The organism is Nocardioides sp. LMS-CY (assembly GCF_018732145.1).
Taxonomy (GTDB): Bacteria; Actinomycetota; Actinomycetes; order Propionibacteriales; family Nocardioidaceae; genus Nocardioides; species Nocardioides soli.
Genome location: NZ_CP076104.1, coordinates 92,174 through 104,968 on the forward strand (window position 1 = coordinate 92,174; position 12,795 = coordinate 104,968).

The 12,795-nt window shown below is 71.6% G+C and carries 12 protein-coding genes; 3 read left to right on the forward strand and 9 right to left on the reverse strand.

From position 1 onward, the window contains the following. Positions 1–12 precede the first annotated feature (12 nt). Positions 13–597, reverse strand: a complete 585-nt coding sequence (locus KM427_RS00445) for a hypothetical protein (RefSeq protein ID WP_215525850.1) — start codon at positions 595–597, stop codon at positions 13–15. A 173-nt stretch (positions 598–770) separates the two neighbouring features. On the opposite strand from KM427_RS00445, the gene KM427_RS00450 reads away from it, so the two are divergent. Both KM427_RS00450 and KM427_RS00455 read left to right on the forward strand, forming a co-directional pair. Next, positions 771–1,283 (forward strand): peptidylprolyl isomerase, encoded by a 513-nt coding sequence (locus KM427_RS00450; RefSeq protein WP_183595504.1) that lies wholly within the window; start codon positions 771–773, stop codon positions 1,281–1,283. A gap of 20 nt (positions 1,284–1,303) precedes the next feature. Continuing rightward, a complete protein-coding gene (locus tag KM427_RS00455) occupies positions 1,304–2,227 on the forward strand; it encodes a rhomboid family intramembrane serine protease (RefSeq protein WP_215525851.1) in 924 nt (307 codons plus the stop codon). Positions 2,228–2,496: 269 nt separating this feature from the next. Here KM427_RS00455 and KM427_RS00460 read toward each other — a convergent pair whose 3' ends face one another. Further along, positions 2,497–2,952 (reverse strand): cell division protein CrgA, encoded by a 456-nt coding sequence (locus KM427_RS00460; RefSeq protein WP_183595506.1) that lies wholly within the window; start codon positions 2,950–2,952, stop codon positions 2,497–2,499. A gap of 46 nt (positions 2,953–2,998) precedes the next feature. Here KM427_RS00460 and KM427_RS00465 point away from each other — a divergent pair, with 46 nt between their 5' ends. Continuing rightward, positions 2,999–3,787: a DUF881 domain-containing protein gene (locus KM427_RS00465; protein ID WP_183595507.1), complete on the forward strand. Its 789-nt coding sequence runs from the start codon at positions 2,999–3,001 to the stop codon at positions 3,785–3,787. 160 nt (positions 3,788–3,947) lie between these two features. On the opposite strand, the gene pknB is transcribed toward KM427_RS00465, so the two are convergent. The 7 genes from pknB to KM427_RS00500 are packed head-to-tail and all read right to left on the reverse strand — an operon-like array spanning position 3,948 to position 12,616. After that, complete coding sequence (gene pknB, locus KM427_RS00470; RefSeq protein ID WP_183595508.1) at positions 3,948–5,699, reverse strand: Stk1 family PASTA domain-containing Ser/Thr kinase; 1,752 nt, start codon at positions 5,697–5,699, stop codon at positions 3,948–3,950. Positions 5,700–5,712: 13 nt separating this feature from the next. Then, positions 5,713–7,188: a serine/threonine-protein kinase gene (locus tag KM427_RS00475; protein ID WP_215525852.1), complete on the reverse strand. Its 1,476-nt coding sequence runs from the start codon at positions 7,186–7,188 to the stop codon at positions 5,713–5,715. After that, positions 7,185–8,657 carry a peptidoglycan D,D-transpeptidase FtsI family protein gene (locus KM427_RS00480; RefSeq protein ID WP_183595510.1) on the reverse strand — a complete coding sequence of 491 codons (1,473 nt, stop codon included), beginning with the start codon at positions 8,655–8,657 and terminating at the stop codon, positions 7,185–7,187. Before KM427_RS00480 ends, KM427_RS00475 begins: the two co-directional genes overlap by 4 nt. After that, the gene (locus KM427_RS00485) at positions 8,654–10,066 is read right to left on the reverse strand and encodes an FtsW/RodA/SpoVE family cell cycle protein (protein ID WP_183595511.1); all 1,413 of its coding nucleotides are present in this window, start codon (positions 10,064–10,066) and stop codon (positions 8,654–8,656) included. Before KM427_RS00485 ends, KM427_RS00480 begins: the two co-directional genes overlap by 4 nt. A gap of 2 nt (positions 10,067–10,068) precedes the next feature. Further along, a complete protein-coding gene (locus tag KM427_RS00490; RefSeq protein ID WP_215525853.1) occupies positions 10,069–11,418 on the reverse strand; it encodes a PP2C family protein-serine/threonine phosphatase in 1,350 nt (449 codons plus the stop codon). A gap of 6 nt (positions 11,419–11,424) precedes the next feature. Next, complete coding sequence (locus tag KM427_RS00495) at positions 11,425–11,904, reverse strand: FHA domain-containing protein FhaB/FipA (protein ID WP_215525854.1); 480 nt, start codon at positions 11,902–11,904, stop codon at positions 11,425–11,427. 4 nt (positions 11,905–11,908) lie between these two features. Further along, complete coding sequence (locus KM427_RS00500; RefSeq protein WP_183595514.1) at positions 11,909–12,616, reverse strand: FHA domain-containing protein; 708 nt, start codon at positions 12,614–12,616, stop codon at positions 11,909–11,911. Positions 12,617–12,795 lie beyond the last annotated feature (179 nt).

The following is a 12,795-nucleotide window of genomic DNA, read 5'->3' on the forward strand; positions in this document are numbered from 1 at the left end:
TCGCTGCGACGACTACGGCTTCTCCTCGTCGACGTCGACGACCTCGGCCGGCGACTCGGGGGTCGTCACCGGCTTCGGGCTCTCGGTCTGGTCGGCGATCGCCTCGCCGGGGGATGCGCCCGCGGCGTCGTCCTCGGCGCGCGGCGCGGGCGCGGGCGTGGGGGTGTACGACGACTGCCAGTTCTCGCTCTCCCGGCCGGCCCGCAGCTTGGAGAGGACGAAGGCGGCGGCCGCCGCGATGCCGGTGATCAGCAGCAGCTTCTTCAGCTTGCCGCCCTTCTTCTTCGGCTCGGCCACGTCGGCGACCTTCTCGGCGGCGGCCTCCGCGGCCTCGGCAGCCTTCTCGGCGGCGATGGTGGCGCCGGCGGCGATCTTCTCGGCGGCGATCGCGGCGCCGGCCGCGACGGCCGGTCCGGCCTTCTCGCGGGCATCGGCGATGACGGGGGCGGCCTTCGCCTTGGCGTCGGCGAGGACGGGCCCGGCCTTCTCGCGCGCGGTCGCGACCGCCGACTCGAGCTGTGGCTTGACCTGGTCGACGTACTCGTTCACGGTGTCGCCGGCCTGGTCGAGGATCGACTTCTTCTTCCGCAGACCCATGGGGCTTCCTCTCGTCGTGTCCCTGGCTCGTTCATCATGTCACCGCCTGCCCAACCGGAGGCCCGGCCAACGGGCGGCCTGCTTGCCGGCCATGCGAGGATCGGACGGCACCAAGCACCGCGGTACGTCCGTGGTGTACCCACCCACGCACGGACCGACACCGAGAGGCAGTCATGGCTGACCAGCAGGCCATTCTCAAGACCAACCGGGGCGACATCACGCTCAACCTGTTCCCCGACCACGCGCCCGAGACGGTCGCCAACTTCGTCGGCCTCGCCCAGGGCACCAAGGACTACGACGCCGGGAACGGCCACTCCGGCCCCTTCTACGACGGCCTGACCTTCCACCGGGTGATCGAGGGCTTCATGATCCAGGGCGGCTGCCCGCTCGGCACCGGCACCGGCGGCCCGGGCTACACGTTCAAGGACGAGCCGCACCCCGAGCTCACCTTCGACAAGCCCTACCTGCTGGCGATGGCGAACGCCGGTCCCGGCACCAACGGCTCGCAGTTCTTCATCACCGTGGGCGCGACCACCTGGCTGAACTTCAAGCACACCATCTTCGGTGAGGCCGCCGACCAGGCCTCGCGCGACGTCGTCGACGCGATCGCCACCACCCAGACCGGCCCGGGCGACCGCCCGGTCGAGCCGGTCGTCATCGAGTCCGTCGAGATCGTCGGCGGCTGACGCCCCCCGCCTCACCACCCATGACCGATCACCCGGCGCCCGCCGGGGTGCCCACCTGCTACCGGCACCCCGGCCGGGAGTCGCACATCCGCTGCCAGCGCTGCAACCGGCCGATCTGCCCCGATTGCATGCGCGACGCCGCCGTGGGGTTCCAGTGCCCCGAGTGCGTCGCCTCGGGCCGGAAGGAGACCCGCAGCGGTCGCACCGCCTTCGGCGGGCTGCGCCCGACCAACGCCTCGATCACCTCGGGCGTGCTGATCGGCATCAACGCCGTGGTCTGGCTCGCGATCATGGTGACCGGCGGCTCCGGCAGCCGGCTGGTCGACCTCCTCGGGCTGCGCCCCGACGGTGTGTGCGACCTGCAGAACGGCTTCATCAACATCCAGGTGGCCCGCGCGGCGTGCGAGGCCGGCGGCGGCAGCTGGCTGCCCGGCGTCGCCGACGGCGCCTGGTGGCAGCTGGTCACGTCGGGCTTCACCCACGTCACGATCACCCACATCGGGTTCAACATGCTCGCGCTGTGGATGATCGGCCCCCAGCTCGAGATGGTCTTCGGCCGGGTCCGGTTCCTGGGCCTCTACCTGGTCTCGCTGCTGGCCGGCTCGGCCATCGTGATGTGGGCCGCCGGCGAGTACCAGCTCACCCTCGGCGCCTCCGGCGCGATCTACGGCCTGTTCGGCGCGCTGCTGATCGTGGCCCGCCGCGTCGGTGGCGACATGCGTGCGCTGTGGGGCCTGATCGCCGTCAACGTGCTGATCACGTTCGTGGTCCCCAACATCTCGTGGCAGGGCCACCTGGGCGGCTTCGTCGGTGGCGTCGCCGCCGCGGCCGTGCTGGTCCACGCCCCGCGCAAGGGCCGCACGGCGTACCAGATCGCCGGCCTGGGCGGCATCACCCTGATCCTGCTGGCCGTCGTCGCCGCCCGGATCGCTCAACTGACCTGAGCCACCCGGGTCTGCGACCCATCCACGCCCCGATACCCAGTGACGATGTGGTTGTTCCGGGACCCCGGGAACGACCACATCATCACTGGGTATCGCTCACCCTGCCCGGACCCGATGGAGGGCGCGGGTGTCCACAGCTGTGGAATGTCCTGTGGAGAACTACACGCGTGTAGTTCTCCACAGGAGTTATCCCCAATGTGGAAAATGCCGGACGCCGGCCGGTCCTGGGCGGACCGACCGGCGTCGGGTGAGGACAGCGGAGTGGCCGCCTACTCCCAGCGGGTGGCGAAGGTGAAGCCGACGGCCATGAAGGCGATGCCGACCACGAGGTTCTTCTGGCCGAGGTCGTTGAAGACCCAGATGCTGCTGAGGTCGTCGCTGAAGATGTAGTAGGTGCAGATCCACAGCAGGCCGAGCAGGAAGCAGGCGAGCATCCCGACCACGACACCGCGGCCGCGACCCAGGGGCGTGGACGGGTGGGCCGAGACGATCAGCCCGACGAAGAACAGGCCGAAGCCGATCAGGTAGTTCCAGTCGCCGAGGTCGCCCATGAAGGCGGGCGAGCCGTCGTCGGTGGGCGGGATGGCCATCGGGTCGAAGACGATGTAGTAGTACGCGATCCACGCGATGCCGAGCACCATCAGGAGCAGGGCGACGATGAAGCGCTTCGACAACACCGGGCCCCGGGGAGGGGCGAGAGGGTCCTTGACCTTCGGCTTCGACACGGGTGCTCCTGGGTGATTCGTACGGGCTCCGGCTACCTTAGTCGTCGTGAGCGCCGGATCCCACGCAAGGCCCTCCGGGTCGCGTGACCCGGAGGTCAGGCGACGCCGCCGCTGGCGGCTGGGTACGCCGCTGGTCGTGCTGGCCTGCGGAGCGCTCTTCGTCGTCAGCGCCACCAGCAGCGAGGGCACCGACCTGCGGCCGGGTCGCTACACCGATCTCGCTGCCCTGGTCGAGGACGAGGCGGACAACTACGCCGCGCTGCGGGCCAAGGTCGCCGACCTCGATGCCGAGGTGACCTCGCTCAGCTCGGCGCTCAGCGACGACGACGTGAACCGCTACCGGCGCCGGATCGAGCGGCTCCGCGACCCCGCCGGCATCGAACCGCGGCGCGGGCCCGGCGTGACCATCGTGCTCTCGGACGCGCCCGAGGACGTCATCAACTCCACGACCGGCGACGTCAACCCGCTGCTCGTGCACCAGCAGGACATCCAGGCCGTGGTCAACGCGCTGTGGAAGGGTGGCGCGAGCGCCGTCACCATCCAGGGCCAGCGCGTCGTCTCGACCACGGGGATCAAGTGCGAGGGCAACTCCGTGCAGCTCCAGGGCGTGCCCTACCCGCAGCCCTATGTCATCCAGGCGGTCGGCGAGCAGCTGTCGCTGCTCACCGCGATCGAGGACGACTCCTACGTCCGGGCCTACCGCGAGGACGCGGCCGACCCGGGCATCTCCGTCGGCTGGGACCTGGCGCTCGAGAACAGCATCACGGCCCCGGCGTACGACCCACTGCTCAACCTCAACTACGCCACGCCGCTGCTGCGCGGCGGCGCCGGCTAGTGCCGTGCGTCAGAAGTTCTTGTGCGCTTCGCGCACCCATGGCACGCACTCTGCGGCGTTGCCGTCGTTTGCGAGACGAGCGGGTATGGCGGCGCTCCGGCGCCTGGCAGCGCACGCACCCTGAGCACGCCAACCGTGCAACAACTTCCAACGCACGACACTAGGGTCGCCGGCGCTCCGCCGGGGGCGGGACCGTCGGGGTGTCGGTCGGCACCGGCGGCGTCGCCGTCTCGGTGGGGGCCGGGGTCTCGGTCGGCTCGACGTACGTCGAGACCACGATCGTGACCGTCGAGCCCGCCGACGGCGTCTCCCCGGCGCGCGGGCTCTGGTCGATCACGGTGCCCGCCGGCTCGGTGGTGTCGTCGGAGTTGATCACCCGCGGCTCGAAGCCGGCGTTGGTGATCGCGGTCTCGGCCTGCGCCTGCTGCTTGCCGACCACGTCCGGGACCTTCTCGCGACCGTCGGAGTAATAGACGACGATCGTGGTGCCCTCGGCGACCGTGGTGCCCTGGGAGGGTTCGGTCCGGGTCACCCGGTTCTTGTCCTCGTCGGACTCCTCCTTCTGGAGCTTCACGACGAAGCCCTGGTCGACGAGCATCGCCTCGGCCTCGTCCTTGTCCTGGCCGACCACGAAGGGCACCTCGACCTGCGGCTTGCCGAGCGAGATCGTGAGGTTCACGGCCGAGTCGGGGTCTCGGTAGGCGTCGGGGTCCGGCGACTGGGTGATCACCCGGCCGGTCGGCACGTCGCTGCTGGCCTCGCGCTCGATCGCGCCGACGGCGAGGCCGGCGTCGCCGATCAGGGCGCGCGCCTGCTTCTCGGTCTTGCCGATCACGTTGGGCACCGGCACCTGGTCGGGTGCGCTCTCGAACAGCCGCGGCAGCAGGTAGGCGGCACCGGCGATCAGCACGATCAGCAGCAGGCCGAGGAGGACCAGCAGGCCGGTGCGGCTGCGCGGCTCCTCCTCCTGGTACGCCGTGGCCGGCGGGACGACCGCGGTCGCGGCGGTCGGCTGCGGGTCCGGCGCCATCGGTGGGGGCAGCGGCGCCTGGACCGGGCGACCGGCGAGGTAGCGCTCGATGTCGCTGCGCATCGCGGCCGCGGACTGGTAGCGGTCCTCGAGCCGCTTCGCGAGCGCCTTGAGCACGATCGCATCGATCTCCGGGGGGAGCTCGGTGTCGTGGTCGGACGGCGGCGTCGCGGGTTCGCGGACGTGCTGGTAGGCGACCGCGACCGGGCTGTCGCCCACGAACGGCGGGCGCCCGGTGAGCAGCTCGTAGAGCAGGCAGCCGGCGGAGTAGACGTCGGAGCGAGAGTCGACGGTCTCGCCACGGGCCTGCTCGGGGGAGAGGTACTGGGCGGTGCCGACCACGGCCGCGGTCTGGGTCATCGTCGACGAGGCGTCGCTGATCGCCCGGGCGATGCCGAAGTCCATGACCTTGACGTCGCCGCTGGGGGTCAGCATCACGTTGCCCGGTTTGATGTCGCGGTGGATGATCCCGGCGCGGTGGCTGTAGTCGAGCGCGGACAGCACGCCGCTGGTGATCTCCAGGGCGCGCTCCGGCAGGATCTTGCGTCCCTCGCGGAGGATGTCGCGCAGCGTGCGGCCCGCGACGTACTCCATGACGATGTAGGGCTGCGAGATGCCCGATCCGTCGGTCGCGGGCTCCTCGCCGGTGTCGTAGACCGCGACGATCGCCGGGTGGTTGAGGGAGGCTGCCGACTGCGCCTCACGCCGGAACCGAGCCTGGAACGTCGCGTCGCTGGCGAGGTCGGTGCGCAGCCGCTTCACGGCCACGACCCGGCCGAGCCGGGTGTCGGTGCCCTTGCGGACCTCGGCCATCCCGCCGCGGCCCAGGAGCTCACCGAGCTCGTAGCGCCCGCCGATCAGGACCGGCTGTTGGTTGTTCACGATGACCTGGCCTTCAACTGCTCGGGGAGGTGTCGTCGGTGGGGGTAGGGGTGGGGGTGTCCGACGGCGTCGGGGTGGGGGTGTCCGAGGGGGTGGGGGTCGGCGTGGGCGTCTCGGTCTCGGGGACCGGACCCCAGACGCCCACGGTGACGGTGTCGCCCTTCTGCAGCGCCCCGGTCGGATCGACGCTCATCACGTCGCCCTCGATCTCGTCGCCCGGGTTGTCGACCGTCCGCCGGCTGACTCGCAGGTCGAGGTCGGCGAGCTCGCGCTGGACGTCGGCGAACGGGCGGCCGACGAAGTCCTGCTCGTCGATGCGCACGGTGGTGTCCTCGACCGGGGTCGAGGCGGGCTCGCTGGGCGTCGTCGGCGTGGTCGTCGTCTCGGTCGGCGTGGTCGTGGGCTGCTCGTCGACCGGGGTGTCGTCGCCGTCGCCCCGCGTCAGCAGCAGGACGACGAGCACCGCGATCGCCACCACGGCGATCACGCCCACGACCGGCCAGACCCAGGAGCGCCGCCTCTCCTCGGACGGCGGGGACACCGGCGTGCTCGACGTCGGGGGCGGCACCGGGGCGATGACCTGCGTCGCCGGCTCGGGCGGCGGCGCGGCCACCATGCGGGTCGCCGCGGTGGCCGGGTTGCGCAGGGCGTGGGCCAGCGCCCGGCCGTCGGGGAACCGCTCGGCCGGGACCTTGGCCAGCGCGCGGCGTACCACGGCGGCCAGGTCGGCCGGCACCGACGCCGGCAGGTCGGGCACCGGCTCGCGCAGGTGGGCGAGCGCGGTCGCCACCGCGGTCTCGCCGGTGAACGGGCGCCGGCCGGCGAGGCACTCGAACGCGACGACCCCGAGCGAGTAGACGTCGGAGGCCGGGGTCGCGGTCAGGCCCTGGGCCTGCTCGGGCGAGAGGTACTGCGGCGTGCCCATCACCTCGCCGGTGCCGGTCAGGCCGACCCCCTCCGCGGCGCGGGCGATGCCGAAGTCCGTGATCTTGACCAGCCGGTCGGGCGTGACCAGCAGGTTCGCCGGCTTCACGTCGCGGTGCACGATGCCGGCATCGTGGGCGGCCCCGAGCCCGTCGGCGGCCTGGGCGAGCAGCTCGCGGACGGCGAGCGGCTCCATCGGCACGTCGGGCCGCAGCAGCGCCGAGAGCGGCTGACCCTCGACCAGCTCCATCACGAGGAAGGGCCGATGGCTGCCGGAGCCGTCGGTCATCGTGGACTCGCCGAAGTCGTAGACCGTCGCGATGTTGGGGTGATGCAGCGACGCGGCGTGCTGCGCCTCGGTCTCGAAGCGCACGCGGAAGGAGCTGTGGTCGGCGTACTCGGCCTTGAGCAGCTTCACCGCGACCGGGCGGTCGAGCACGGTGTCGGTCGCGCGCCACACCTCGCCCATCCCGCCGGTGGCGAGCCGGCCGTCGAGCCGGTAGCGCCGCGAGTCGTCGGCGAAGCCGTGGCCACGGGAGCCCGGGGGTCCAGGGGTCTGCGTCACCGGATCACCGCCTCCATCACTGCCTTCGCGATCGGGCCGCCGAGCAGGCCGCCGGCGATCTCGCTGCGGGGGATGTCGGACTTCTGGATCATCACGGCCACGGCGACCTCGGGGTTGTCGGCGGGTGCGAACGAGATGAACCAGGCGTACGGCGAGCGGGCGCTCTGGCCGGTCTGCGCGGTGCCGGTCTTGCCCGCCACGTCGATGCCCGGGATCGCGGCCGGCGCGGCGGTGCCGTTGTCGACCGTGTCGACCATCAGCTTCGTCACCTCGTTGGCCGCGGTGGCCGAGACGGCCTGGGAGAACTCCTCGGGCTCGGTCTTGTCGAGCACGTTGAGGTCGGCCGACTGCTCCTCGTCGACGAGGTAGGGCTTCATCACCGTGCCGTCGTTGGCGAGGCCGGCGGCCACCATGGCCATCTGGAGCGGCGTCGCCGACACGTCGAACTGTCCGAAGCCGGTCATCCCGAGCTGCGCCTCGTCGACGCCCTGCGGGAACTCCGAGATCGCCTGCGGGGACAGGTCGTCGAAGTAGTGCTGGTTGAAGCCGAAGCCCTCGGCGGTCTTCTCCATGTCCTCCGCGCCGACCTCGCCGGCGAGCTGGGCGAAGGTGGTGTTGCAGGAGTTCTCCATCGCCTGGGAGAAGGGGATGGTGCTGTTGTTGGCGCCGCAGGCGCGACCTTCGTTGTCGATCTCGCCGGTCGGGCCGTGGGTGAGGGGGAGCTGGTAGGTGACGCCGCCGGGCACCTGCGAGTCGGCGTCGTAGAGGCCCTTGTCGATCGCGGCGGCCGCGGTCACGACCTTGAACGTCGAGCCGGGGGGCAGCCGGGTCTGGATCCCGCGGTTGAGCAGCGGCTCCGACGGGTCGGCGTTGAGCTGCTTGGACTTCTTGCTGACCGCGGCGAGGTCGTGGGAGGCGAGCTGGTTCGGGTCGTAGGTGGGCAGCGAGACCATCGCCAGCACCTTGCCCGTGTTGGGCTCGAGCGCGACCACGGAGCCCTCGACGCCGCCGCCGAGGTTCTTCAGCCCGTCGTACGCCGCCTGCTGCGCGCGGGCGTTGATCGTCAGCGTGACGTTGCCGCCCTGGGCGGGCTTGCCGCTGAGCAGGTCGAGCAGGTTGGTCACGAACAGCCGCGGGTCGTCGCCCGACAGCACGCCGTTCTTGCTCTGCTCGATGCCGGTCGCGCCGAAGTAGGAGAAGTAGCCGGTGATCGGCGCGTACACGAACGGCTTGGGGTAGGTGCGCTGGAACTTGTACTCGTCGTCGGACTCCACGCTCTCGGCCACCGGGTTGCGGCCGACCAGGATCGCGCCGCGCTCCTGGGAGTACGACGCCACCTGCACGCGCCGGTTGCGTGCGTCGTCGTTCAGCGCGCCCGCCTTCCAGTACTGCAGGTACGTCGCGTTGATCATCAGCGCGAGGAAGAGGATCAGGCAGAAGATCGAGACCGTGCGGATCGGCTTGTTCACGTCAGTCCTCCTCCGCCGAGTCGCACGACCTGGGTGGCGTCGTCGCTGAACGCGGCGGTGTCGTCGGAGACGGTGGGCAGCGGCCGCCTGGCCTGGTCGGAGATGCGCAGCAGCAGCGCGATGATCACCCAGTTGGCGATCAGCGACGACCCGCCGTAGGCGAGGAACGGCGTGGTCAGGCCGGTGATCGGGATCAGCCCGGTCACACCGCCGGCGACCACGAAGACCTGGAGCGCGATCGCGCTGCCCAGACCGGTGGCGACCAGCTTGCCGAACGCGTCGCGGCAGATCAGCGCGGTGCGCAATGCGCGCTCGACGATCAGGCCGTACATCATCAGCACGGCGATCAGCGCGGTCAGGCCGAGCTCCTCGCCGACGGAGGCGAGGATGAAGTCGGACTCGGCGAACGGCACCCGGTTGGGGTCGCCGTTGCCGAAGCCGCGGCCGATCAGCCCGCCCCAGCCCAGGCCGAACTTCGCCTCGACCGGCTGGAAGCTCTCGCCGGAGTCGTAGAAGTCGAAGGGGTTGAGCCAGATGTCGAAGCGTTCGCGCACGTGGCCGAAGAGGAAGTAGGCCAGCGCGGCGCCGCCGGCGAAGAGCAGCGCGCCGACGACCAGCCAGCCGGGTCGCTCGGTCGCGACGTACAGCATGATCAGGAAGAGGCCGAAGAACAGCAGGCTCGAGCCGAGGTCGCGCTGGAACACCAGGATGCCGAGGCTGACCAGCCACATCACCAGGATCGGGCCGAGGTCGCGGCCGCGGGGCAGGTCGACGAAGAGCACCCGGCGGCCGGCGAGGGCGAGCGCGTCGCGGTGGAGCACCAGGTAGCCGGCGATCGCGATCACCAGCATCACCTTGGCGACCTCGCCGGGCTGGAAGCTGAACGGGCCGAGCCGGATCCAGATCCGGGCGCCGTAGACGGTGCGGCCGATGCCGGGCAGCAGCGGGAGCAGCAGCAGCACGATCGCCGCGAGGCCGCTGGTGTAGGTGAACCGCTGCAGGACGCGATGGTCGCGGATCACCAGCAGCGTGATGACGAAGAGGACGACGCCGAGCGTCATCCAGGTCAGCTGCTGCTGCGCGAACTCGTGGAACCGGCCCTGGGCCTCGCGGGCGAGGTCGATGCGGTGGATCACGGCCAGCCCGAGGCCGTTGAGCGCGGCGACCACCGGCAGCAGCACGGGGTCGGCGTACGGCGCGACGAAGCGGATCACGATGTGCGCGCCGATGATCAGGCCGGCCAGCCACGCGCCGTACCCGAACAGGTCCGCGGGCACCTCCTCCTCGACGCCGATGCCGACCGCGGCGTAGGCACCCACGCCGACGATCAGCGCGAGCACGAGCAGGAAGAGCTCCGCGCCCCGCCTGCGGCGGTGCACGAACCCCATGAGCGCGGACGACTGAGGCATGCTCAGCCCTCTCCCGAACCCTGGGCCGGATTTTCGGAGGGGGCCGGACTCTCGGAGGCGGGCTCCGACGACTGGTTGGCGGCGAGGTTCTGCACGGTCTGCCGCGCGTCGTCGAGGTCCTCGGCCTCGATGCCCTCCTGGACCTTGCCGGCGTCGAAGTCGGACAGCCGGTCGAGGTCGACGTCGGTGGTCTCGTAGGGCTCGGACAGGTCGATGCCGCCGATCGAGGCGTTGACGCCGCGGAAGATGACGACGGCGCCGTCCTGCTCGCCGACGTAGTACTGCTGCTGTGACCACGACCAGAGCCAGGCGAGGCCGATCCAGGCGAGGCCGACGACCACGGTGGAGGCGAAGACCCGCCGCGCCCACAGGTAGCGGCGCGGGGCGCGCGGGGCGTAGCGCGCCGCCTCGGGGTCGATCGGGTCGGCGGTGATGGCGTACGGCACGTCGTCGGGCAGGTCGGCCGGCACCGGGTCGAGCTCGCCGGTGTCGCCGGCGCGGTGCCCGCGGAAGAGGCCGCCGGTGCGGCCGCGCTGGACCCGGCGGTCGGCGGCCGCGCCGACGACGAGCCCCTCCTGGGTGGGTGCCGCGTCGGTGGCCTCGAGGACGTCGGCGACCACGCAGGTGACGTTGTCGGTGCTGCCGGCCTCGAGGCTGGCGCGGACCAGCTCGACCGCGGCGTACTCCGGGCTGCCGGTCGAGAGGATGTCGGCGAGCCGGCCGTCGTCGAGCACGCCGCTCGCGCCGTCGCTGCAGACCAGCAGGCGGTCGCCTGCGGCGATCTCGAGCACGAAGAGGTCGGGCTCGCTGTCGCTGACGGCGTCGATGGCGCGCAGGATCAGGTTGCGGTGGGGGTGGACCTTCGCCTCGGCCTCGGTGATCCGGCCCTCGTCGATGAGGGTCTGCACGAACGTGTGGTCGACGGTGAGCTGGCGGATCGATCCGTCGCGGAAGAGGTACGCGCGGCTGTCGCCGACGTGGCCGACGCCGATCCGGAGTCCGTCGAAGACGAGCAGCGACGCCGTGGTGCTGGTGCCGCTCAGCGCGGGGTCCTCGTCGACCAGCTCGACCAGGCGGTCGTGTGCCCGGTGGACGGCGCCGGCGATGCGGGCGAGCAGCTCGTCGGGGGAGTCGCTGGTGGGTGGCTGGTCGAGCCGGCGCAGCTGGCCGATCGCGGTGGCCGAGGCGAGGTCGCCACGGGCCGCGCCCCCGACGCCGTCGCACACCGCGAGCAGCCACGGGCCGGCGTACCCGGAGTCCTGGTTGTCGCGCCGGACCCGCCCCACGTCGGAGACGGCGCCGTAGTCGAGCCGGAATCGGGGAGCCGGCTGCTCGGTCGGCTGGTCGGTCATCGGCGGTTACTTCCGGAGCTCGATGATCGTCTTGCCGACGCGGACCTGGGTGCCGAGGGTGATCGTGGTGGGCTGGCTGATCCGCACGGAGCCGACGTACGTGCCGTTGGTGGAGCCGAGGTCCTCGACGAACCACTGGTCGCCGGACGCCGCGATCCGCGCGTGCCGGGTCGAGACGTAGTCGTCGTCGAGCCGGATGGCGGCGTCGGTGCCGCGGCCGATCAGGATCGGCGCCTGGGCGAGGTCGGCGCGCTCCCCGACGTTCGAGCCCTCGGTGACGATCGCGTGGGTCGGCGCGCTGCGGCGCTTGCCGGGCTTGGGCTGCTTGGGCGGCTTCGGCGCCTTGCCGCCGCCACCGCCACGGGCCGCCTCGGGCACGCGCGCGCCGAACATGTCGGAGCGGATCACCGAGATCGCGGAGAGCACGAAGATCCAGAGGATCGCCAGATACGCGACTCGGATCAGGAAGAGCGTCAGCTCGGACAATGCCTCACCGGTCCTCGAGGATGCGGACGACGAGCGTGGTGTTGCCGATCCGGACCTCCGAGCCGTCGCGCAGGCCGGTCGCGGAGATGCGGTGGCCGTCGACGAGCATGCCGTTGGTCGAGCCGAGGTCGTGGACCTCGATCGCGATGCCCCGGGAACCGCCGCCGGTCACGAAGAACTCCACGTGCCGCCTGCTCACCCCGGGGTCGTTGATGCGCAGGTCGGCGTCGGTGCCGCGGCCCACCACCAGGCTCGGCGGTTGCAGCGGGTGGCGGGTGCCGTTGACCTCGAGGAACGCCCGCGCCCGGCCCACCTGGGTCGCGGTCGCGTCGCTGGTGACCTTCGCCTGGGCGCGGCTGCGGATCCGGAACCGGCCGGTGGTGAGGTCGTCGGCCGGGTCGAACCCGATCGTCACCGGACCCGGGAAGACGTAGCTCTGCTCGTCGGCGTGGTCGCGCAGCTGGCGCACCAGGTCGTCGGCCAGCGCGCTGTCGTACGGCGCGAGCCGGTCGAGGTCGGTGGCCGAGAGCTCCACGTGGAAGTCGTTGGGCACCAGGCGGCGGTCGCGGGAGAGGATCTGGGCGTTGTTGTCGCACTCGCGCTGCAGCGCGGCCGCGATCTCGACGGGCTGCACCGCCGAGCGGAAGGCGCGCGCGAACGCGCCCGAGATCATCTGCTCGAGCCGGTTCTCCAGTCGCTGGAGTCCGCCCACGTGCCCTCCTTCCGTCCCAGTCGTCCGGGGCTGCCGGGGTCGGTCCCGGACGTCGTGCCCGCTCTGCGCGCGACGAAACCGGAGCCCACCCGACCGGGGGGCCGGGTTGCCACGATCGTATCGGGGTGAGACAGCCGGGCGGGGGACCGGCGCTTCCGCCGTACGTCGCCGGCCGGTGG

Bases quoted from the DNA above. Each gene is read 5' to 3' on its own strand.
- KM427_RS00445 (WP_215525850.1), bottom strand. From the start codon at position 597: ATGGGTCTGCGGAAGAAGAAGTCGATCCTCGACCAGGCCGGCGACACC.
- KM427_RS00450 (WP_183595504.1), top strand. From the start codon at position 771: ATGGCTGACCAGCAGGCCATTCTCAAGACCAACCGGGGCGACATCACG.
- KM427_RS00455 (WP_215525851.1), top strand. From the start codon at position 1,304: ATGACCGATCACCCGGCGCCCGCCGGGGTGCCCACCTGCTACCGGCAC.
- KM427_RS00485 (WP_183595511.1), bottom strand. From the start codon at position 10,066: ATGCCTCAGTCGTCCGCGCTCATGGGGTTCGTGCACCGCCGCAGGCGG.
- KM427_RS00490 (WP_215525853.1), bottom strand. From the start codon at position 11,418: ATGACCGACCAGCCGACCGAGCAGCCGGCTCCCCGATTCCGGCTCGAC.